The organism is Arthrobacter sp. B0316-1-20 (assembly GCF_059091865.1).
This window is the reverse complement of sequence record NZ_JBNHHC010000022.1, coordinates 45272-64968: the sequence shown is the minus strand read 5'-3', so window position 1 is coordinate 64968 and position 19697 is coordinate 45272. Positions and strand designations below refer to the sequence as shown.

The 19697-nt window shown below is 66.2% G+C and carries 18 protein-coding genes; 2 read left to right on the top strand and 16 right to left on the bottom strand.

Annotated elements, in window-relative coordinates; translation table 11 throughout:
• Positions 1-41: 41 nt before the first annotated feature.
• From AC5RW2_RS27860 to AC5RW2_RS27785, 16 genes are all read right to left on the bottom strand, one after another.
• A complete protein-coding gene (locus AC5RW2_RS27860) occupies positions 42-1475 on the bottom strand; it encodes a S8 family serine peptidase (protein ID WP_493963387.1) in 1434 nt (477 codons plus the stop codon).
• Between the two features lie 22 nt (positions 1476-1497).
• Complete coding sequence (locus AC5RW2_RS27855; RefSeq protein ID WP_493963386.1) at positions 1498-2469, bottom strand: Ppx/GppA phosphatase family protein; 972 nt, start codon at positions 2467-2469, stop codon at positions 1498-1500.
• On the bottom strand, positions 2469-3173 hold the full coding sequence (locus AC5RW2_RS27850) for a DUF501 domain-containing protein (RefSeq protein WP_493963385.1): 705 nt from the start codon (positions 3171-3173) through the stop codon (positions 2469-2471). The genes AC5RW2_RS27855 and AC5RW2_RS27850 overlap by 1 nt, the downstream gene beginning before the upstream one ends.
• Before the next feature lie 74 nt (positions 3174-3247).
• A complete protein-coding gene (locus AC5RW2_RS27845; protein WP_493963384.1) occupies positions 3248-4009 on the bottom strand; it encodes an FtsB family cell division protein in 762 nt (253 codons plus the stop codon).
• Between the two features lie 86 nt (positions 4010-4095).
• A complete protein-coding gene (eno, locus tag AC5RW2_RS27840; protein ID WP_493950832.1) occupies positions 4096-5376 on the bottom strand; it encodes a phosphopyruvate hydratase in 1281 nt (426 codons plus the stop codon).
• Between the two features lie 90 nt (positions 5377-5466).
• Positions 5467-6195: a MazG nucleotide pyrophosphohydrolase domain-containing protein gene (locus AC5RW2_RS27835; protein ID WP_493963383.1), complete on the bottom strand. Its 729-nt coding sequence runs from the start codon at positions 6193-6195 to the stop codon at positions 5467-5469.
• A 55-nt stretch (positions 6196-6250) separates the two neighbouring features.
• Entirely contained in the window at positions 6251-7357 is a 1107-nt protein-coding gene (locus tag AC5RW2_RS27830; RefSeq protein WP_493951202.1) for an adenosine deaminase, read from the bottom strand.
• A 114-nt stretch (positions 7358-7471) separates the two neighbouring features.
• Positions 7472-8311 carry a DedA family protein gene (locus tag AC5RW2_RS27825; protein WP_493963382.1) on the bottom strand — a complete coding sequence of 280 codons (840 nt, stop codon included), beginning with the start codon at positions 8309-8311 and terminating at the stop codon, positions 7472-7474.
• A 289-nt stretch (positions 8312-8600) separates the two neighbouring features.
• Positions 8601-9887 carry a thymidine phosphorylase gene (locus AC5RW2_RS27820; RefSeq protein WP_493963381.1) on the bottom strand — a complete coding sequence of 429 codons (1287 nt, stop codon included), beginning with the start codon at positions 9885-9887 and terminating at the stop codon, positions 8601-8603.
• Between the two features lie 34 nt (positions 9888-9921).
• Entirely contained in the window at positions 9922-10326 is a 405-nt protein-coding gene (locus AC5RW2_RS27815) for a cytidine deaminase (protein ID WP_493963380.1), read from the bottom strand.
• 3 nt (positions 10327-10329) lie between these two features.
• Positions 10330-11619, bottom strand: coding sequence for an ABC transporter permease (locus AC5RW2_RS27810; protein WP_493963379.1), 1290 nt, complete (start codon positions 11617-11619; stop codon positions 10330-10332).
• Positions 11616-12980 carry an ABC transporter permease gene (locus AC5RW2_RS27805; RefSeq protein ID WP_493963378.1) on the bottom strand — a complete coding sequence of 455 codons (1365 nt, stop codon included), beginning with the start codon at positions 12978-12980 and terminating at the stop codon, positions 11616-11618. Before AC5RW2_RS27805 ends, AC5RW2_RS27810 begins: the two co-directional genes overlap by 4 nt.
• Positions 12977-14542 carry an ABC transporter ATP-binding protein gene (locus AC5RW2_RS27800; protein ID WP_493963496.1) on the bottom strand — a complete coding sequence of 522 codons (1566 nt, stop codon included), beginning with the start codon at positions 14540-14542 and terminating at the stop codon, positions 12977-12979. Before AC5RW2_RS27800 ends, AC5RW2_RS27805 begins: the two co-directional genes overlap by 4 nt.
• A gap of 167 nt (positions 14543-14709) precedes the next feature.
• Positions 14710-15825, bottom strand: coding sequence for a BMP family lipoprotein (locus AC5RW2_RS27795; protein WP_493950838.1), 1116 nt, complete (start codon positions 15823-15825; stop codon positions 14710-14712).
• A 194-nt stretch (positions 15826-16019) separates the two neighbouring features.
• The gene (locus AC5RW2_RS27790; RefSeq protein WP_493950839.1) at positions 16020-17249 is read right to left on the bottom strand and encodes an amidohydrolase; all 1230 of its coding nucleotides are present in this window, start codon (positions 17247-17249) and stop codon (positions 16020-16022) included.
• A gap of 99 nt (positions 17250-17348) precedes the next feature.
• A complete protein-coding gene (locus AC5RW2_RS27785) occupies positions 17349-18491 on the bottom strand; it encodes a mannose-1-phosphate guanylyltransferase (protein WP_493950840.1) in 1143 nt (380 codons plus the stop codon).
• Positions 18492-18818: 327 nt separating this feature from the next.
• On the opposite strand from AC5RW2_RS27785, the gene sdhC reads away from it, so the two are divergent.
• Together sdhC and AC5RW2_RS27775 are read left to right on the top strand one after the other, a co-directional pair.
• A complete protein-coding gene (gene sdhC / locus AC5RW2_RS27780; protein WP_493950841.1) occupies positions 18819-19202 on the top strand; it encodes a succinate dehydrogenase, cytochrome b556 subunit in 384 nt (127 codons plus the stop codon).
• A gap of 3 nt (positions 19203-19205) precedes the next feature.
• Positions 19206-19676 (top strand): succinate dehydrogenase hydrophobic membrane anchor subunit, encoded by a 471-nt coding sequence (locus tag AC5RW2_RS27775; protein ID WP_493940216.1) that lies wholly within the window; start codon positions 19206-19208, stop codon positions 19674-19676.
• Positions 19677-19697: the final 21 nt, after the last annotated feature.

Here is a 19697-nt window from a genome sequence, read left to right as displayed (position 1 = left end):
CCTTTTGTGAAAGTTTTCACGAAGTAGCTAAGAGGGCACAATCAGCGCTTGATCGGCTTCTGGTTCCCGTCCCGAATCGGCGGAATGAAGCCGGTGTCCGCGTCCTCGACGGCCTGTGTTCCGCGCGCGGCCCGGCGGGCCCGGACGGTCTGGACTACGCCCAGACCCAGGACACCGGCGATCAGCGCGCCGAACGAGAAGACGAGGATGGCCGGCAGTACCGAGTCCTCGGTGCGCGGAGGAACGGCCACCGGGGTGGTCGGTTCCGGAATCTCCGGCGCCGCCGCCTTGGACTGCACCGGAGAGTGCGATTCCGGCGCAGCAACTTGGCCGCGGCGGTGCACGGTGATCCATTGGGCAATCGATCCGAGCGGGTTCGCCGCTACCTCGGGAACTTCGGCATTCAGCGCCGCTTCAGCGTTCAGTATGCCGTAGCCGTAGATCGGGTCATGCCCGGGCACGCCGGAGTCCTTGGCCGTGCTGATGATGCGGTTGATGACCTGCGCCGCGCTCATGTTCGGGTACTTGGAGCGGATCAGCGCCGCCACGCCGGATACCAGCGGGGTGGCGCCGGACGTACCGGACCAGTCGGCGTAGAGGCCGCCGGGCAGTCCTCCCACCAGGTCTTCGGCTGGCGCCGCAACGCCGATGACGATGCTCTGTGCCGAGGCATCCTGGCTGGCTTCGCCGTCGCGGTTCAGTCCGGCCACAGTCAGCACGCCGGGAATGGTGGCGGGAGCACCCGACTGTTCGGTTCCGCCCGAGCGGTTTCCGGCGGCGGCAACCACAACGACGTCGTGCTGTTCGGCGTACAGGAAAGCGGCGTCCCAGCTCTCCGGCCAGGAGGTGCTGGAACTGGTCAGCGACATGTTGATGACCTGTGCGCCGTTGTCCACCGCCCAGCGGACCGCCGCGGGGATCTGCTCGTCAACACCGACACCGGAAGGATTTGGCGTTCCGAGCCAGGTGGAGGCGGTCAGGATCTGCGCTTTGGGAGCCACCCCGATCACGCCATCGGTGCCGGCACCAATCCCCTTGTCCTTGGGCTTGGACTCTTTGTCCTTCTTCTTGTCCTTCTTGTCGTCCTTTTTGTCTTCGTCCGGGGCATGGCCGCGCCCGGCCAGCAGGGTGGCCACCAAGGTGCCGTGCTCGGGGGTTTGTCCGATGCCGCGCTGGCCGTCGGCATCACCCGAACCGGAGGCGTCCGTGCCGCCCACCACGACCCCCCTGAGGTCCGGGTGAGTGCCGTCAACGCCGCTGTCGATCACCGCGACTTTCACGCCTTCACCCTGCGATTCGTTCCAAGCGGCGCGAATCCCGTAAGAGTCCAGCCAGTATTCCTTGTCCCGGGTGGAATCGGCGTGGGCGGGTCCCGCCAGCATCAGCGAGGCGAGCACCGCAATCGCCGAGCCCAGCGACATGGCCTTCGCGGCGGACGAGCGCCTGCTGGGCCGTTCACTTTCGCGGTGGCGCATGGGTGTCCCTTCGGTAAGCAGTCTAGGTCCCTGGGGCTCGGTGGATGGGCGGCGGGGTAGCGGCGCTCAGGGCGATTCCATCAAGAATATCGTGTTCGCTGGCCGTGGCGCCGTCCACGCGTCCAGCAGTCAGTGCCTTCAGCCGCCGAGACACGGTGCGCCAGATGAGCGCTCCGGCGCCGATGACGTCCACCCGGCCGGGATGCATATACGGCAGCGCTGCTCGCTGTTGCCGCGTCATCTCCAGCAACGACGTGCAGGCAGCATCCAATCGGTCCCCGTCCAAGCGTGCCCCGTGGATTGCGTCGGAACGGTATTGGTCCAATTGCAAAGCGTGCGCGGTGACGGTGGTGACGGACCCGGCCACTCCTACCAAGCGGTCGACGTCGGCCAGCGGGACCTCGTCCAGCACGCGGGTCAGATGCTGCTCGGCGTCGGCAACGGCTTCGGCAATCTCCGCCGCACTGGGCGGGTCCGAGCGCAGGTACCGCTCGGTGAAACGGACGCAGCCCATATCCGTGCTGAGCGCGGCCAGCACCCCGTCGGCGCTGCCCAGCACGAACTCCGTGCTGCCGCCGCCGAGGTCGACCACCAGTACCTTTTCGCCCGGCGTCGGCGCCAGGACACTGGCGGCACCGGCGAAGGACAGCTCGGCCTCCTCGCGGCCGCTGATCACCTCCGGTTCCACGCCGAGGCGGTCGCGGATGCCGTCAACAAAAACCTGCCGGTTGGCAGCGTCGCGCGTGGCAGAGGTGGCCACAAAACGCAGGCCTTCGACGCCCTCGCGGCGCAGTTGCACGGCGTATTCTTCTGCTGCGGCGAACGTCCGCTCCAGCGCTTCCGGAGCCAGCGCCCCGGTAGCGTCGACCCCCTGTCCCAGCCGCACGATTTTCATCTCCCGGACCACATCCCTCAGCCCCCGACCGTCCTGAACGTCGGCAATCAGCAGGCGGATTGAGTTAGTCCCGCAATCGATGGCTCCGACACGTGCCACTAGGACTCCGCTCCTCCGGCTGCGCCGGGCGTTTGAGGTTCGACGGCGCCGCCGCCGTCGGAGGATTCCTGGCCGCCGGAGCGCCTGGCCTTTTTCGCGGCCAGCTCCTCGGCCGGCAGGCCTTGGGTCCGGGTGTGCCGGCTCAGATCGCGGGCGGGCGCGGCACCTTCGACGTCCCAGGCCCCGGCGCAATAGCAGCGGTCGGCCGTCCACCACTCGGCGATGCCCTCAAGCGCTTCGTCGCCCAGCGGATTCACGCCCGGGCCCGCGGCCAGCGAATGGCCCACCAGGACGTGCAGACACTTGACCCTGCTGGGCATTCCGCCGGCCGAGACACCCGCGATCTCGGGCACCTCCCCGATCCCGGCCCTGCGGCCCACCTCATTGCGCGCAGCCAGGTACTCCTCATGGGCCCGCCGGTACGCTGCGGCCAGTCCAGGATCGCTCTCCAGCCGCGCAGTCATTTCCGCCATCACCCCGGCCGCTTCCAGCCGGGACACGGCGGCGGTGATGACCGGGTGTGTCAGGTAGTACGTGGTGGGGAACGGGATGCCGTTGCCCAACCGCGGTGCGGTCGTGGCGACCAGCGGGTTTCCGCAGACGCAGCGTGCGCCGATTTCCACGACATCGCGTACCGGCCTGCCGAGCTGGCGGCTCAACGTATCGAGGTCTTCGGGGGTGGGTGTGCGCTGAGCGGCGTTCATGGCTCAGTCCTTCCTGGCGCTGCGGTTCATCGGGCAGCAAGCCGTGTGATCCGGCAGCCGCGGCTGCCGGGCGGTTAGTCTTCGGCGGGTGCGTCCGTGGCGGCCCGGGTCATCGAATTCCACAGTGCGTCGACCCACGGCAAGTCCTCGGGCGCCGTCGCGGATGAGTGTTCGTCCGACTCTCCCAGTCCTTCCGCGCCGGTGACCATATACCGCTTCTCCCCCGGCATTACATAGAATATGCGATCCCGCGCCTGTTGCTTGATGTAGGCCGGGTCGTCCCAGCGGGCCAGTTCCTTGGTCAACTGCTCATGGGAGTCCTTTTTGGCGGCGATGTCTGCCTGCAGGGCAGCCAGTTCTGCCCGCTGCTCAATGAAAACCCGCACTGACGGCGCCAGCAGCACCGTGATGGAGACCAAGACCACCGCCAGCGCCAGCAGTCGGCCGGAGAATGCCTTGGCCGGGACCGGGACGGCATCCGCAGGCACTTCGCGGTCCGGCTCCCGCAGTTCCCGGCGCGCGGCCGGCTCGTCCGGCTGCCTGATTCCCTCGGACAGCTGCCGCCGTTCGGCGGCACGGGCTTCCGACGGGGCCGGCTTGGGCTTTGACGGTGGTTTGGGTTTCCGGCGGTGTCCTGCCTCCGGTGTGCCCGGCGGGCCGGCCTCGGGCCGGGCCACGGCAGCCGGCGCCGCTCGGCCGAAGTCGGCCCGAATGACTTTTCCTGTTTCCGGTTCCCGGCGGTCGGCGCCCTTGCCCTCCCCCTGGCCGCTGCCCTGCGCAGGCCCGCCGCCGGCCGGGCGGCCGGCCCGCGGCATGTTGGGGCGTCGGGTGGACATTGGGCTCCTCACCGTGGTTGTCGTGCGGGGCCGGCGTCGTCTGACGGCCGGGCCCCGCTTAAGACATTACCGAGGGTTGGGCCGAACTACGCCGTGAAACGCGGGAAAGCGCTGCGACCGGCGTAGCGTGCCGCGTCGTCGAGTTCTTCTTCGATCCGCAGCAGCTGGTTGTACTTCGCCACCCGCTCCGAACGGGCCGGGGCGCCGGTCTTGATCTGGCCCGCGTTGGTGGCCACGGCGATGTCGGCGATGGTGGTGTCCTCGGTTTCGCCGGAGCGGTGCGAGGTGATGGTGGTGTAGCCGTTGCGCTGGGCCAGGGCCACGGCCTCCAGCGTTTCGGTCAGCGACCCGATCTGGTTGACCTTGACCAGCAGCGAGTTGGCGGTCTTGGCGTCAATGCCCTGCTGCAGGCGCTCCGGGTTGGTGACGAACAGGTCGTCACCCACCAGTTGCACCTTGTCGCCGAGCTCGGCGGTCAAGGCTGCCCAGCCGTCCCAGTCGGATTCGTCCAGCGGATCCTCGATGGAGACCAGCGGGAAGTCGGCCACCAGCTGGCCGTAGTAGGCGCTCATTTCAGCCGCCGTCAGCGACTTGCCCTCGAACTGGTAGGCGCCGTCCTGGTAGAACTCCGAGGACGCCACGTCCAGGGCCAGGGCGATGTCCGTGCCCGGCGTGTAGCCGGCGCGGGTGATCGCTTCGGTGATCAGGTCCAGGGCGGCCCGGTTGCTGGGCAGGTTCGGAGCGAATCCGCCCTCGTCGCCCAGCCCCGTGGAGAGGCCCTTCTCCTTCAGCACGGCTTTCAGGCTGTGGTAGACCTCCACGCCCCAGCGCAGACCCTCGGAGAACGTCGCGGCGCCCAGCGGCACCACCATGAACTCCTGGATGTCGACGTCGGAGTCGGCGTGCGACCCTCCGTTGAGGATGTTCATCAGCGGCACCGGCAGCACGTGGGCGTTCGGTCCGCCCAGGTACTTGTACAGCGGAAGGTTGGCGGATTCGGCGGCTGCCGAGGCCACGGCCAGCGAGACACCCAGAATGGAGTTGGCGCCCAGATCGGACTTGTTGGACGTGCCGTCCAGGTCCAGCATGGTCTGGTCGATCAGCCGCTGGTCGGTGGCGTCGAGGCCCACCAGCGCCGGCTGGATGGTGTCCAGGACGGCGGCCACGGCCTGGCTGACGCCTTTGCCCAGGTAGCGGCCCTTCTCGCCGTCACGGCGTTCGACGGCCTCGAAAGCACCGGTGGAGGCGCCGGACGGAACTGCGGCGCGGCCCATCGAGCCGTCGGACAGCAGCACCTCAACTTCAACGGTGGGGTTGCCGCGGGAATCAAGGATTTCACGCGCGTGGATGGCATCGATCAGCGCCATGGAGTAGCTCCTGTTCGTTGGAACGAAAGATGGAATGTCTGCAGGCAAGGCAACAGCCGGCCGCAAGGTCCGGCTTAAGACTAATCGAGATCAGCCTGTGGGGTTTTCTTCCGTTACGCGCTGCTGGAATCGCCGGACGGCGGCCCGGAGTGCCTGTTCTGGGTCAACACCGGCTGCCGCGGCGCGGCGGACGACGGCGAACAGCGCCTCGCCCACCTCAGCTTCGGTCAGGTCCGGCTCGTCTTCAAAGCTCCGGCTGCCGTGCGCGGCGTCGAGCCGGCCGCCCCCGACAGGCTCAGCCGGTTCCGCGGAACCGGCCCGGCCCGCCCGGTCCAGGGACTTCGCCGCCAGGGTCAGCGCCGGCAGCGACGTCGGAAGGCCGTCAAACGGCGTGGTCCGCTCCGGCCTCTCTGCGGCCTTCACGTCGTCGTAGCTGGCCACGATCTCGGCGATGGTGTCCGGAAACGTCTCCTGCAGGGACCCGTCCGGCCGGAAAACGTGCCGGTTCCGCCGGACGAGCTTGGCTGTCAGTGCAGCGGCCACGGCGTCGAAATCAAAATGTCCGCGTTCTTCCTGCAGCCGGGCATGCAGCAGCACCTGGAACAGCACGTCGGCCAGTTCGCCCCTGAGCTCGGCCACGTCGGCCTGGCCGGTGTGGCCTGTTTCAATCGCCTCGGCCAGCTCGTGGGCCTCCTCGACCAGGTACTCGACGAGCGATTCATGCGTCAGCGCGGCGGTCCACAGGCAGTGTTCGCGCAGCTGCGCCACGACCTCAAGCAGCCGGGGAACCGCCCAACCAGGGCCGGGCTCCGCCGTCATGCTTTCCCAGCGCCGTCCCGCTGCTGGTGACTGACCGGCGTGCGGCATGGTGCGGTCAGTCCAGCTGGCTGCGGAAGCCCTCGCCGATGTACTCGACGAGCGCCTCGCGCTCTTCCAGCGGCAGGAAGGCGGCTTCCGCGGCGTTGAGCGTGATCTCCAACAGGTCGTCCAGATCGTAGTCGAAGGTTTCCACCAGCAACTCGTACTCATCCGAGAGCGTGACCCCGCTCATCAGCCGGTTGTCCGTGTTGATCGTGACCTTGAACCCGGTCTGGTAGAGCAAGTCGAACGGGTGGGCTTCAATGCCGTCGCCGAAAACGGCGATGGCGCCGGTCTGGAGGTTGGACGACGGGCTGCACTCCAGCGGGATGCCGCGGTCGCGGACCCACGCGGCGACCCGGCCCAGAGTGACCATCCCGACCTCGTCGCCGTCCTCCTCGTCCGGGCCGAAGTCCACCTGGATGTCTTCGGCGATCCGCACGCCGTGGCCCAGCCGCAGCGCCCGGCCGCTGACCAGTGCATCCGCGATGCTGTCCACGCCGGCCGCCTCGCCCGCATGGACAGTGACCGGGAACTGGTGTTCGGCCAAGTAGGTGAAGGCGTCCTTGAATCGCGAGGCCGGGAAGCCGTCCTCAGCGCCGGCAATATCGAATCCGACCGCGCCGCGGTCCCGGTGACGGACGGCAAGTTCAGCGATCTCCTGTGCGCGGTCGGCGTGCCGCATCGCAGTAATCAACTGGCCAACCTGGATGGGCCGGCCGCTGGCCTCGACGGCGTCCACGCCCGCGTCCAGCCCGGCTTGGACGGCTTCAACAGCTTCGTCCAAGGTCAGGCCCTTGGCGAGGTGCTGCTCCGGTGCCCAGCGGACCTCTCCGTAGACCACGCCGTCGTCGGCCAGGTCTTCCACGAACTCCTGTGCCACGCGGAAGAGGCCTTCTTTGGTCTGCATGACGGCGACCGTGTGATCGAAGGTTTCCAGGTAGCGGACCAGCGAGCCGGAGTCTGCCGACTCCCGGAACCACTCGCCCAGTGCCACCGGGTCGGTGGAGGGCAGTTCATGACCCACGGCGGCGGCCAATTCGATGATCGTGGCCGGACGCAGGCCGCCGTCCAGGTGGTCGTGCAGTGATACCTTCGGCAGGCTGCGGATGTCGATGTCCATGTCGGCTGCGGTGTCTTCGGAGTAATCAGGCTCAGTCACACGCACCACCTTACGCGAGCACGTCGCCTGCCAGAACCGGTACGGCTGCTGCCGGCCGGTTCGTTCGTCCAGTGTTTATTCGTCCAGTGCGGCCGTGGAGCGGTTGCGCGAGGACACCGCCACGGGCGCATGCGGCTCGAAACGCACCGTGCGCGAACCTGTTTCCGGCGGTTGGTCGCCTGGGTGGCGCCGGTGGACTGATGCGCCGGAACTCCCTGCTGTGCCGTAGCCAGAGGTGGCCTGCTGCCCGGCTCCCGCCGACGCGGAACTGCTGGGCGCGGCGGGAACGGCCGCACGCAACCTCGCGGCGTGGCGGCGGCTGAGCAGCTTCATACCGTGGTCCATCACCAGGCCCAGCAGCAGCGCCAGTACGATGGCCAGGCCCGCGGCCAGCAGGGTGTGGTCATGGAACCATTGGCCGGCCAACGCCCCGATGCCCACCGAGTACAAAGCCCACGAGAAGCCGGCCACCACGGAGAACAGGACGAATTTGCGGTGGTTGTAGCCGGTGGCGCCAGCGGTCATATTGACCGCGACGCGGCCCACCGGAATGTAGCGGGCCCCAAGGATCAGCAGGGCGCCGCGCCGGTCCAGTTCCCGGCGTGCCCAGGCGAAGGCCGCGGCAACGCGTGGGCGCTGCATCCAGCGGAAACGGTCCGCGCCGATGCTGCGGCCGATCAAATATGCGATGTTGTCGCCGGCGATGGCGCCCACCGCGGCTACCGCAACCACCAGCCAGATGTTGGGCGCTCCGGCCGACACGGCGATGGCGGCCAGCGCGACGACGACCGATTCACTGGGGACCGGCGGAAAGATGCCGTCGATCAGGCAGAGCGCCAGGAGCAGTGGGTAGATCCACCATTGTGCTGCTGCGTCGATGATGAAGACGCTGAGCGCGTCCATAAAAGTCTGCACGAGGTGTTCCTGTCCGCTGGATGTCTAAGTCCAACGATGCCATGCCGCATTTGGTGCCGCTATCGGGTAGATCCCTGACCGGGCCCCAACGGTCATGCCGCAGACCCTGCAGTGCGCCGGAGCCCTCCCCCTGGCTCCGGCCGCAGACATCATCGTAGCCGGAGGCGGTAGGGCCGGGAAGAGGTTTATCCAGCGAATCTATAAAAGGCTGTCCCCAGTTGTTTGCAGCTAGGGCTTCGGCCCAGTCCTGGTCACTCAGGGTTTCAGGGGTTTGTCATGGTGCCGCGGATTAAGCGATCCGGTCAATGATCAGCCGGCGGTCCGGCCGGCTGCCTTCGGGAGCAATAACGACGGCGTCGCGCAGCGCGTCCTTGGCCCGGTCGAATCTATCGGGGGTGTCCGTGAGCAGCGTCATGAGCGGTTCGCCGGCGCGGACGGTGGCACCGGGCTTGGCGTGCAGCCGCACGCCGGCACCGGCCTGGACTGCGTCCTCCTTGCGGGCACGTCCAGCCCCCAGCCGCCAGGCCGCCACTCCCACCGACAGGGCGTCCAGCTGGACCAGCACGCCGTCTGCCGGCGCGTAGACAACCTCGGATTCCCGGGCCACCGGCAATCCGGCGTCGGGGTCTCCGCCCTGCGCGCGGATCATGGACTTCCAGACATCCATGGCCCGGCCGTCCTTCAGCGCTGCCGCCGGGTCGGCGTCGGCAACGCCGGCCGCCTGCAGCATCTCTTCGGCCAGCTTCACCGTCAGTTCCACCACGTCCTCCGGGCCGCCACCGGCTAGCACTTCCATCGATTCTTCGACCTCAATGGCGTTGCCTGCGGTAAGTCCCAGCGGGGTGCTCATGTCCGTGAGCAGGGCCACGGTATTCACGCCGGCGTCCTTGCCCAGGGTGACCATGGTTTCGGCCAGTTCGCGGGCGTTGCGCTCATCCTTCATGAAGGCCCCGCTGCCGACCTTCACATCCAGCACCAGCGAGCCGGTGCCTTCGGCGATCTTCTTGCTCATGATCGAGGAGGCAATCAGCGGGATCGCCTCGACCGTGCCGGTCACATCCCGCAGCGCGTAGAGCTTCTTGTCCGCGGGGGCCAGGCCGGAGCCGGCCGCGCAGATTACCGCGCCGACGTCGGCCAACTGGCTCATCATCTCGTCATTGGTGAGCAGGGCCCGCCAGCCCGGGATCGATTCGAGCTTGTCCAAGGTGCCGCCGGTGTGGCCCAGCCCGCGTCCGGACAGCTGCGGCACGGCGACGCCGAAGACCGCCACCAACGGGGCCAGCGGAAGGGTGATCTTGTCCCCCACGCCACCGGTGGAGTGCTTATCCGCGGTCGGCTTGCCGAGTGAGGCGAAGTCCATCCGCTCGCCGGAGGCGATCATCGCCGTCGTCCAGTGCGAGATTTCCTCCCGGTCCATGCCATTGAGCAGGATGGCCATGTTCAGGGCGGACATTTGCTCGTCGGCGATGGCCCCGCGGGTGTAGGCATCGATGGTCCAGGCGATCTGCTCGGGACTCAGTCTTCCCTTGTCCCGCTTAATCCGGATGATGTCCACGGCGTCGAATGTTTCGGTCATGTCCTGATCCTCACTTTGGTCCGTTCCCGGCTTATCAGGCCAGGTGCTGCGGGCCGAAGGCGTCCGGCAGCACCTCGTCCATCGTCTTGACGCCGACCGGCGTCATCAGCAGCATGCCCGGCGCCCGAAACTCGTACAGCAGCTGCCGGCACCGGCCGCACGGCATCAACGGATTGCCGTCCCGGTCCACGCAGCTGAAGGCAGCCAGTTTCCCGCCGCCGGTCATGTTCAGCTGGCTGACCAGCGAACATTCGGCGCACAAGGTCAGCCCATAGGAAGCGTTTTCCACGTTGCAGCCGGAGACCATTCGCCCGTCGTCGGTCAGCGCCGCCGCGCCGACCGGGAACCCCGAATACGGCACGTAGGCTTTCTGCATGGCATCCGCTGCCGTCCGCCGGAGCGCCTCCCAGTCAACGGGTTGAGTCGTCGTCGGTTCCATCGATTAACCCTTGATGTACGGCACACCGCTGGCGGCCGGCGGTCGGGCACGGCCCACCAAGCCGGCGACCGCGAAGATAGTCACCACGTAGGGCAGCATGGCCAGGAACTGGTTCGGCACCGTGGAGCCGAGGGCGCTGAGCACGTACTGCAGGTTGGTGGCAAACCCGAACAACAGGGCGGCGAAGAACGCATAGAGCGGGTTCCAGCGGCCGAAGATCAGCGCCGCCAGCGCAATGTAGCCCTGCCCGGCGGTCATGTCCCGGCCGAAGCTGGAAACCAAAACCAGGGTAAAGAAAGCACCGCCGAAACCGGCAACGACGCCGGCCAGCAAAACGTTCATGAACCGCATCCGGTTGACCTTCACGCCCAGCGTGTCCGCGGCCTTCGGATGCTCACCGACGGCACGGGTGCGCAGGCCCCACTTGGTGTGGAACAGGCCCACGTAGATGACGGCCAACGCGATGTACATCAAGTAGCCGACCACTGACTGCTCAAACAGGATGGGGCCGATGACCGGAATCTCGGACAGCACCGGGATGCTGATGATGGGCAGGCGCGGCGGCGAGTTCCACCTGGCCGGATCGGCGGCAAGTACGGTGGAAAACAGGAATCCGGTCAGGCCGGAGACCAGCACGTTGAGCACCACGCCGACAATCACCTGGTTGACGATGTACTTGATGCTGAACACGGCCAGTACCGCCGAGACCAAGACACCGCCGATAGCCGCTGCAGCCAGTCCAACGAAGGCGTTGCCGGAGAGCGATCCGGCAACCGCCGCGGAGAACGCACCGAAGAGCAACTGCCCTTCGATGGCGATGTTGACCACCCCGGATCGTTCGCAGAGCACGCCGGAGAGGGACCCGAAGATCAGCGGCACGGCCAAGGTGAAGGATCCGGCCAGCAGCCCGTAAAGGGCCACGCTGGGTGTGCGGGCGCTGCCCACCACCCAGGTCAGGAAACCGATAATGAAGAGGACGGCAAACACGGCCACCAGCCAGCCGGGGACCTTGCGCCCTGACCGGACCAGTCGGAACGACCAGATGGCGGCGGCAAGCATCAGGATGGCGGTGACCCAACCGGTAACAACCGCCGACAGCACGATGTCGGGCAACACCACTGCATCATTGGAAGCCGACAGCCGGAAGGTGACGGAGTTGTCCGGCGCGCCGATGGCGAAGACCAGGAGTCCCATGACGGAGAGCACGGCCAGGATGACCGGGGTCTTCCAATTCCGCACAATGTCCGTGGGCGCTGAGCCCTGGAGCGGTTCGGTGGCAGTAGCCGTGCTCATGCTGCACCTCCGGTGCTTGCGGTCTTGCGGGGTTTCGCCGTCAACTTGCCCGGCTCAGGCAGCCGGAAGATGGCCCGGACCAGCGGCGGGGCGGCGATGAACAGGACAATGAGGGACTGGACCACCAGCACAATGTCGATCGCGGTGCCGGTATTGGTCTGCATGGTAACGCCGCCGGCGCGGAAGGCACCGAACAGCACGCCGGCCGCAAACGTTCCCCACGGCGTCGAACGCCCCAGCAATGCCACCGTGATGGCATCGAAACCGAAGCTGGCCGCCACACCCGCCGTCAACACCTGTTCGGTGCCCGCCACCTGGGCGGTGCCGGCCAGTCCGGCAAGTGCACCGGCAATCACCATCACTAGGACGTAGCCCTTGGTCACGCTGATGCCGGCGGTGCGGGCGGCGTGTGGATTGGAACCCACGGCCCGCAACTCGAAGCCGATGGTCGAGCGGTAGAGCAGCCACCAGGCAAAGGCAGTGGCGAGGACGGCGACAATGAAGCCCCAGTGCAGCCGGAAGGCGTCGCCGAAGAGCGGCGGGTACATGGCCGTCTCGTCCAGCTTGGGGCTGATCGGATTGGTGGAGCCCGGCCGCTGGAATGCCGGAACGGTCAACAGATACAGCACCAAGTTGATGGCCACATAATTGAGCATGATCGACACGATCACCTCATGGGCGCCGGTCTTGGCTTTCAACAATCCAACCAGGCCGCCCCAGAGTGCGCCGCCCACGATGCCGGCCAGGATGACCAGCAGCAGATGCAGACCCACGGGCAGGTGCCAGCTGAAGCCGACCCAGGCGGCCAGGGTGGCGCCGATGATGATCTGGCCCTGGGCGCCGATGTTAAACAGCCCGGCGCGGAAGGCCAACGCCACGCCCAAGCCGGCGCAGATCAGTGGGGCTGCCACGGTCAGCGTCTGGGTCAGCGGGTAGATCATCCGGGTAAACGTGGAGCCCTCAGCATTGAAGACCGCCCCTTGGAAGAGGGCAATGTAGGCCTCGGATGAAGCTGTCCAGGCCGCGACCAGCATGTCCTGCGGCCTGGAAAAGAAGTAGCTGGACGTCCGGGCCACTTCTTCGTTGGTGAAGGCGATCAGGACACCGCCGACGATCAGCGCCAGCACGACGGCGAGGACCGATACCAGAGCATTGCCCGTCACGATCCGCTGGATCACCGTCTGCTGGTCGTGCAGCCCCGGGTGCAGGCTCTCCTCCGAGGCCGGGACCGCCGGCGGCGGCTGAGTGCCATCGCCGAGTTCAGCGGCAGCCAAGAGCCGCTGCTCGTCGCCGTCGACTGCGGACTTGCCGCCGCGTCCCGACCGCTTCCTGGCCTGCTCGCCGGACTCGTCCATGCTCATGCCTCGCCTCCTTCGACGTCTGTCTGTTCTGCTTCGGCCTGCGCCTGCTGCGCCTGGGCTTCTTCAGCGTTCATCCCGGCCATCATCAGGCCCAGCTCGCCGCGCGAGGTGCCGGCCGGAACGATGCCCATCAGCCGGCCCTGGTAGAGCACCGCGATCCGGTCGGCCAGCTCCAGCACTTCGTCCAGTTCGGTGGACACGATCAGCACCGGCGTGCCGACGTCGCGCTCTGCCACGATCCGCTTGTGCAGGAACTCGATCGAGCCGACGTCGACGCCTCGGGTCGGCTGCGAGGCGATGAAGAGCTTCAGGGGCCTGGACAGCTCCCGGGCCATCACCACCTTTTGCTGGTTTCCGCCGGAAAGCGTGCCCGCTGCGGTTTCCGCCGACTGCGTCCGCACGTCGAACTCCGTGATGTATTGTTCGGCGTTCTGGGCAATCAGGGCCGGCTTCATGGCCAGACCGCGGGCAAAGGGCGGCTGGTCATAACGGTTGAGAATGAGGTTCTCCGCCACGGAGAAGGTACCGACCAGGCCTTCGACGCTGCGGTCCTCCGGCACGAAGCCGACCCCGGCCTCAATGATGTCCTTGACGCTCCTGCCGACGAGTTCGCGGCCCTCCAGCCGGATGGAGCCGGATACATGGTCCTGTAAGCCAAGGATGGCCTCGGTCAACTCGGTCTGTCCGTTGCCCTGCACGCCGGCCACCGCCATGATCTCGCCACGGGCAATCCCGAAGCTGATGCCGTCCACCACGCGCTGGCCGGTGGCCGAACGCACCGTGAGGTCGGAGATGGTGAACGTTTCTTCACCAGGCAGCGCCGGTTCCTTGTTCAGCGTCAGGCTGACCGCCCGGCCCACCATCATCTCCGCCAATTCCGTGGTGGAGGCCGACGGCGGGGCATCGCCTACCACCTTGCCGCGGCGGATCACCGTGATGATGTCGGAAACGGCCTTGACCTCGCGCAGCTTGTGCGAAATGAAGACGATTGCCTTGCCGTCGGCTTTGAGCTGGCCCATGATGCCCAGCAGTTCGTCGGTTTCCTTGGGCGTGAGCACGGCCGTGGGCTCATCCAGGATCAGCACTTCCGCTTCGCGGACCAAGGCCTTGATGATCTCCACGCGCTGCTGCACGCCGACCGGCAGGTCCTCGATCACGGCATCCGGGTCCACTTGGAAGCCGTACTGGTCCGAAATTTCCCTGATCCGGGCCCGCGTGTCATCGAGGTTCAGCATGCCGCCGGCCTTCGTGGCTTCGTTGCCCAGCGCCACGTTTTCCGCGACGGTGAAGACCGGGACGAGCATGAAGTGCTGGTGCACCATGCCGATGCCGGCCGCCATGGCGTCGCCGGGGCCGTCGAAGGTCACCGGCTTGTCGTCCACCAGGATCTGCCCTTCGGTCGGCTCGTAGAGCCCATAAAGGACGTTCATCAGTGTCGACTTCCCGGCCCCGTTTTCGCCGAGCAGGCTGTGCACCTGTCCCGGCTGGACCACAAGGTCAATGTGGTCGTTGGCGACCAGGGAACCGAATCGTTTGGTGATTCCTTTGAGCTCGAGCTTCAAACCCCAACCCACCTGTTCTTTGTCCGTAGGTACGACGGTCCTCATCCGGCATGGTTTCGGGCGGCGCCTTTAACTGTGCCTAGCCTAAACCGATTCGGCCGCTGACAGCACGGACCGCCGCCCTCGGCACCGATGACCGGTGCGGAGAACGGCGGTCCGCTTCATGCTTACTGCTGCGGGCTGGCCTTCGATTCGACCTTGATGTCGCCGGAGATGATCGACTTCTTGATGGTCTCCAGTTCCGACTTGGTGTCGTTGGAAACGGCAGCGTCAAGGTCGTGGAACGGGGCCAGGGCCACGCCTCCGTTCTCCAAGGTGCCGATGTACGGGGTGCTGTCGAACTTGCCCTCGGTATCGGTCTTGATGACGTCCTCGACGGCGTTGCCCATCAGCTTCATCACGGAGGTGAGGATGAATTCCTCTGCCTTGCCGGCGGTCTCGTAGCCGTCCGAGTCGACCCAGACGACCTTGGCGTCCTTGCCATCCGCGTTGGCCTCGATCACAGCGTCCAAGGTGCCGAGGCCAACCGGCCCGGCCACCGGCATGATGATGTCGGCGCCTTCGTTGATGAAGTTCAGGGTATTGGTCTTGCCCTTGCCCTGATCCTCGAAGTTGCCCACGAACGTCCCGTTCTGGGACTTCTTGTCCCAGCCCAGCAGTTCTACGTTGGCGTCCTTCTGCTTGTTGTAGTAGTCCACGCCGTCGGCGAAGCCGTCCATGAAGATGGTGACGGTGGGGATGTTCATACCGCCGTAGGTGGCTACCTTGCCGGTTTCGCTGGTTGCTGCTGCCGTGTAGCCGGCCAGGAAGGCTGCCTGCGCGGTGTCGTAGACGATCGGCTTGACGTTGTCACTGAACTCCGGGTCGTTATAGTCGACGATCGCGAAATGGGTGTCGGGATTGTCTGCCGCTGCTTCCTTGGTGACGTCGCCCAGCAAAAAGCCGACCGTCAGGATCATCTTGCAGTCAGCCTGGACCATGGCGTCCACGTTCGGGCCAAAGTCGGTTTCGGCCTGGGATTCGGCTTCCTTGATCTTGATGCCCAGATCCTTTTCGGCCATCTTCAGGCCTTCGTAGCTGGACTGGTTGAACGAGCGGTCGTCGAACCCGCCGGAGTCGGAGACGATGCAGCCCAGGTAGTCAGTGGCTTCCGCCGCCGGACTGCCGCTGCCGCCCTGCTCGGCCGGCGGAGCGCCGCAGCCGGTCAAGACCAGGGCGGATGCGCCTAGCACTGCGGCGGAGAGGCCGGTGCCGCGCTTAATCTTGCGCAGTGAAGTCTTCAATTATCCTCCATGTAAGAACGTCTGCCCACGCCAACAGTTCAATGGTCGCTCCACAAGATGTGCGGCGCCTGCCTTGTACTCCGCGTGACACAGCACCTGGCCTGCAGGTGCACAGTTGATGAGCTTACAGTAGTGGGCCCACGGGCCTCAGGCGATGGAATCAGGACGGGCACGCCGCGATTGTTGAAAAGTTGTTACTTTTGGGTAGCTCCCGCGGCGACGTCCCGGTGGCGGCGTGCAGCCAAGGTCGCCGCCTTGGCCATGACCCGGACGCCGACGCCGATCGCGTGCTCGTCCGGAATGTAGTCGCCGCGATGCAGATCAAAGGTTTCGCCACCCGGTGTCCGGGTCCCGAGCCGCATCATGGCCCCGGGCACTTCCTGGGTCATCCAGGCAAAGTCCTCTCCGCCCATCGACTGCGGCGTCAAGGTCACGGCGTCCTCGCCAAGCTCGCTCCGGGCCGCAGCTTCGATCAGCGTGGTCTCCCGCTCGGTGTTGATGACCGGAGGCACGCCGCGGGTGTGCTCCAGCTTCACGTCCACGCCGAAGGGGGCCGCCACCTGATTCACCACTTCGTCCACCAGTTCCCCGGCGGCGTGCCATGCTTCGCCGTCGAGACAGCGCATGGTGCCGGCCATGTAGCCAACTGCCGGAATGGCGTTCGGGGCTGCTCCGGCCTGGATCTGCCCCCAGACCAAGGAGACCGCGCTGCGGACGTCGATCCGCCGGTTGATGACCGCCGGAACGCTGACGGCAATCTCGGCCAGCGCGAACACCAGATCCTCGGTCAAGTGGGGGCGCGAGGTATGCCCGCCGCGTCCGTTGAGCTGGATTCGGATGGTGTCGGAGGCGGAGGTGATGGCGCCGATCCGGGTGCCGACCAATCCGACGTCGATCCGCGGGTCGCAGTGCAGGGCCAAGATGCGTGGCAGGCCATTCAAAACGCCCTGCTCAATGACAGCCAGCGCCCCGCCTGGCATGGTCTCCTCGGCCGGCTGGAAGATGACCCGGACGCGGGCCGGCAGCTCGCCTTCCAGGTCGAGTTTGCGCAGGACCAGCGCTACCCCGAGCATCACCGTGGTGTGGATGTCGTGTCCGCAGGCATGGCTAATGCCGGTGTTGACCGAGGCGTACTCCAGGCCGGTTTCTTCCAGGACCGGCAGCGCGTCGATGTCCGCGCGCAGGCCGATGGCGAGCGGACCTTCGCCAACATCCACGAAGAGCCCGGTGCCGTCCAGCAGTTGCGGTTCCAGCCCTGCGGCCGTCAATCGCGCCGCGAGCTTCTTCGTGGTGAGGAATTCCTTGTGCGACAGCTCAGGATGCTGGTGCAGGTCCCGTCGGAAGTGCCTCAGTTCATCGAGCAGTGGCGATGCCCAGACGCCGATATTGAGATTGGCGGTCGGAGTTTCTGAAATCTTCTGCACACATGCACTCTAGCGACTTGCGCGCCTGCCCACTGAGGACCTGCGCCGGACACTGGCGTTTCCGCGTCACTCTTGCCGGCTGCCCCGGTTCCGGTTCCCCTAGAGGACGTCGGTGTCGCCGCTGGCCCTGAGGTGTTCCACGGCTGACTTCACCTTCTGCGCGTGTTCCTTGGTGGTGACCAGCAGTGCGTCGGGGGTATCGACCACGACGACGTCCTCAATGCCGATCAGCGCAATGACCCGCTTGGTATCGGAAACCACGACGCCGGTGGCGGACTCCGCGAAGACCCTCGCCCCGTCGCCGAGCACCGTCAGCCCGGATGTTTCGCTGGCGGTGTTCAGCCGGCCGATGGCGGCGAAGTCGCCCACGTCGTCCCACGAGAAGGATCCCGGGATCATCGCCACGTCGCCGGCGGCCGCCGCGGGTTCGGCCACCGCGTAGTCGATGGCTGTCTTGGGCAGGCCGGGCCAGACCCGGCGCATCACCGCGCCGCGTTGCGGCGTGTCCCAGGCCTCGGCGATATCGGTCAGCCCGGCAAAGAGTTCAGGTTCGTTGGTCTCCAGGTGCTTGAGCAGCACGTCGACGGGGGCCACGAACATGCCCGCGTTCCACGAGTACTCGCCGGTGGCCAGGTAACCGCGCGCGACCTGTTCGTCGGGCTTCTCCACGAACTCGGCCACCGCATGCGCGTTCGGGGCCCCGGGCACCTGCAACGCCCCGGCGGAGCGGATGTAGCCGAAGCCGGTGGCCGGGTGGGTCGGGGTGATCCCGATCGTGACGATGTAGCCTTCGGCGGCGGTATGCACCGCCTCGCGCACCGCCTGCTGGAATTCTTCCACCGGGGCGATCACTTGGTCGGCGGCGAACGAACCCATAATGATCCCCGGGTCGCGGCGGTGCAGGATCGCCGCGGCCAGGCCGATCGCGGCTGCCGAGTCCTTCGGTTCCGGTTCCAGCACCAGGTTGGCGTCCTCCAGTTCCGGCAGCTGGTCGCAGACCGCCTGGCGGTGCACCTTGCCGGTGACCACCAGTGTCCGCCCGTGGCACAACGGCTCCAAGCGTGCGTAGGTCGCGCGGATCAGTGTGGACCCGGAACCGGTCAGATCATGCAGGAACTTCGGCGCAGCCGCCCGCGACAGCGGCCACAACCGCGTCCCGGTACCGCCGGCGGGGATCACCGCATAGAAACGATCCAGCACGGCTTCCTCGGCCGCGCCGCGGCCTGCTAATTGAATGTTCACCTCTCCACGGTAATCCCCCGGAAAGCTGGACGCCTCCATCCCGGGGCTGATTTCGGGCGCCGCGGGCGGTCGATCCGCAGCAGCAAGATCAGAAAAACGTAATTAGGGCATGGTTAAGTTGCGTAACTGCCCGGAATTCCGGGGGATCCGGCCAAAGAGCCCCTATTTTCCCGATCGCTGTTAAAAAGGTCACACCGGCCGGTTCCTAAATTGAATAAGCCCTCAGCGAAGCCTAGATTAGTGTTGAGCTACAGAGTGCTCTCGCACCGGCGTCAACTCTTGCGTGGAAGCCACGCTGCGCCTCTGCGACGCAGGGAGGGTAATTCAGTGTCGAAGACACCAGCAGGGACCTTATACCGCGGCCGTGAAGGCATGTGGTCTTGGGTAGGACACCGCATCACGGGCGTCTCCATCTTTTTCTTTCTCTTGGTACACGTGCTCGACACCGCGTTGGTCCGGGTGTCGCCCGGCGCCTATGACGCTGTCATGGCCACGTACAAGAACCCCATCATGGCCGTCTTGGAAGCTGGTCTCGTAGCAGCCATCGTCTTCCACGCCTTCAACGGGCTGCGGGTCATCCTGATCGACTTCTGGAAGAAGGGCCCGAAGAACCAGGCCAAGCTTCTGTGGGGCGTCGTCGGCCTCTGGGTCGTCGTCATGATTCCGTTCCTCATCCGCCACCTCACGCTCGCTTTCACCGGGGGTCACTAAGTCATGTCGGTCAACACTGAAATCCAGGCCCCCCGCAGCGCCCGCATTGCCCCCGAGTACATGCGCAACAAGGGGCGCAAGGGCAACTTCGAGATGTACGCCTGGCTGTTTATGCGGCTCTCCGGCCTCATCCTGGTGGTCCTTGTTTTCGGCCACTTGTTCGTCAACCTGATGTTGGGCGAAGGCGTCCACGCCATCAACTTCGGCTTTGTGGCCGGCAAGTGGGCCGATCCGTTCTGGCAGGTCTGGGACCTGGCCATGCTGTGGCTGGCCATGCTGCACGGCACCAACGGCGTCCGCACCATTATTGAGGACTACGCGGAAAAGGACAGCACCCGCTTCTGGTTCAAGATGGTCCTGTACGTGGCCTCCGCCGTCATCATCGTGCTCGGCACCCTGGTGATTTTTACCTTTGATCCGTGCCCTGCCAACGCCAGCGCCGAGCTGCTGCCGTCGTTCTGCCCGGCACCGTAACCGGGGCCGCGTAGAACGCGG

What these genes read in the sequence shown, in the direction of transcription:
- AC5RW2_RS27810 (WP_493963379.1), bottom strand. Translation starts at nt 11,619, where the DNA reads ATGAGCACGGCTACTGCCACCGAACCGCTCCAGGGCTCAGCGCCCACG.
- AC5RW2_RS27860 (WP_493963387.1), bottom strand. Translation starts at nt 1,475, where the DNA reads ATGCGCCACCGCGAAAGTGAACGGCCCAGCAGGCGCTCGTCCGCCGCG.
- AC5RW2_RS27775 (WP_493940216.1), top strand. Translation starts at nt 19,206, where the DNA reads ATGTCGGTCAACACTGAAATCCAGGCCCCCCGCAGCGCCCGCATTGCC.
- eno (WP_493950832.1), bottom strand. Translation starts at nt 5,376, where the DNA reads ATGGCGCTGATCGATGCCATCCACGCGCGTGAAATCCTTGATTCCCGC.
- AC5RW2_RS27815 (WP_493963380.1), bottom strand. Translation starts at nt 10,326, where the DNA reads ATGGAACCGACGACGACTCAACCCGTTGACTGGGAGGCGCTCCGGCGG.
- AC5RW2_RS27850 (WP_493963385.1), bottom strand. Translation starts at nt 3,173, where the DNA reads ATGAACGCCGCTCAGCGCACACCCACCCCCGAAGACCTCGATACGTTG.
- AC5RW2_RS27845 (WP_493963384.1), bottom strand. Translation starts at nt 4,009, where the DNA reads ATGTCCACCCGACGCCCCAACATGCCGCGGGCCGGCCGCCCGGCCGGC.
- AC5RW2_RS27830 (WP_493951202.1), bottom strand. Translation starts at nt 7,357, where the DNA reads ATGGACATCGACATCCGCAGCCTGCCGAAGGTATCACTGCACGACCAC.
- AC5RW2_RS27835 (WP_493963383.1), bottom strand. Translation starts at nt 6,195, where the DNA reads ATGACGGCGGAGCCCGGCCCTGGTTGGGCGGTTCCCCGGCTGCTTGAG.
- AC5RW2_RS27820 (WP_493963381.1), bottom strand. Translation starts at nt 9,887, where the DNA reads ATGACCGAAACATTCGACGCCGTGGACATCATCCGGATTAAGCGGGAC.
- AC5RW2_RS27805 (WP_493963378.1), bottom strand. Translation starts at nt 12,980, where the DNA reads ATGAGCATGGACGAGTCCGGCGAGCAGGCCAGGAAGCGGTCGGGACGC.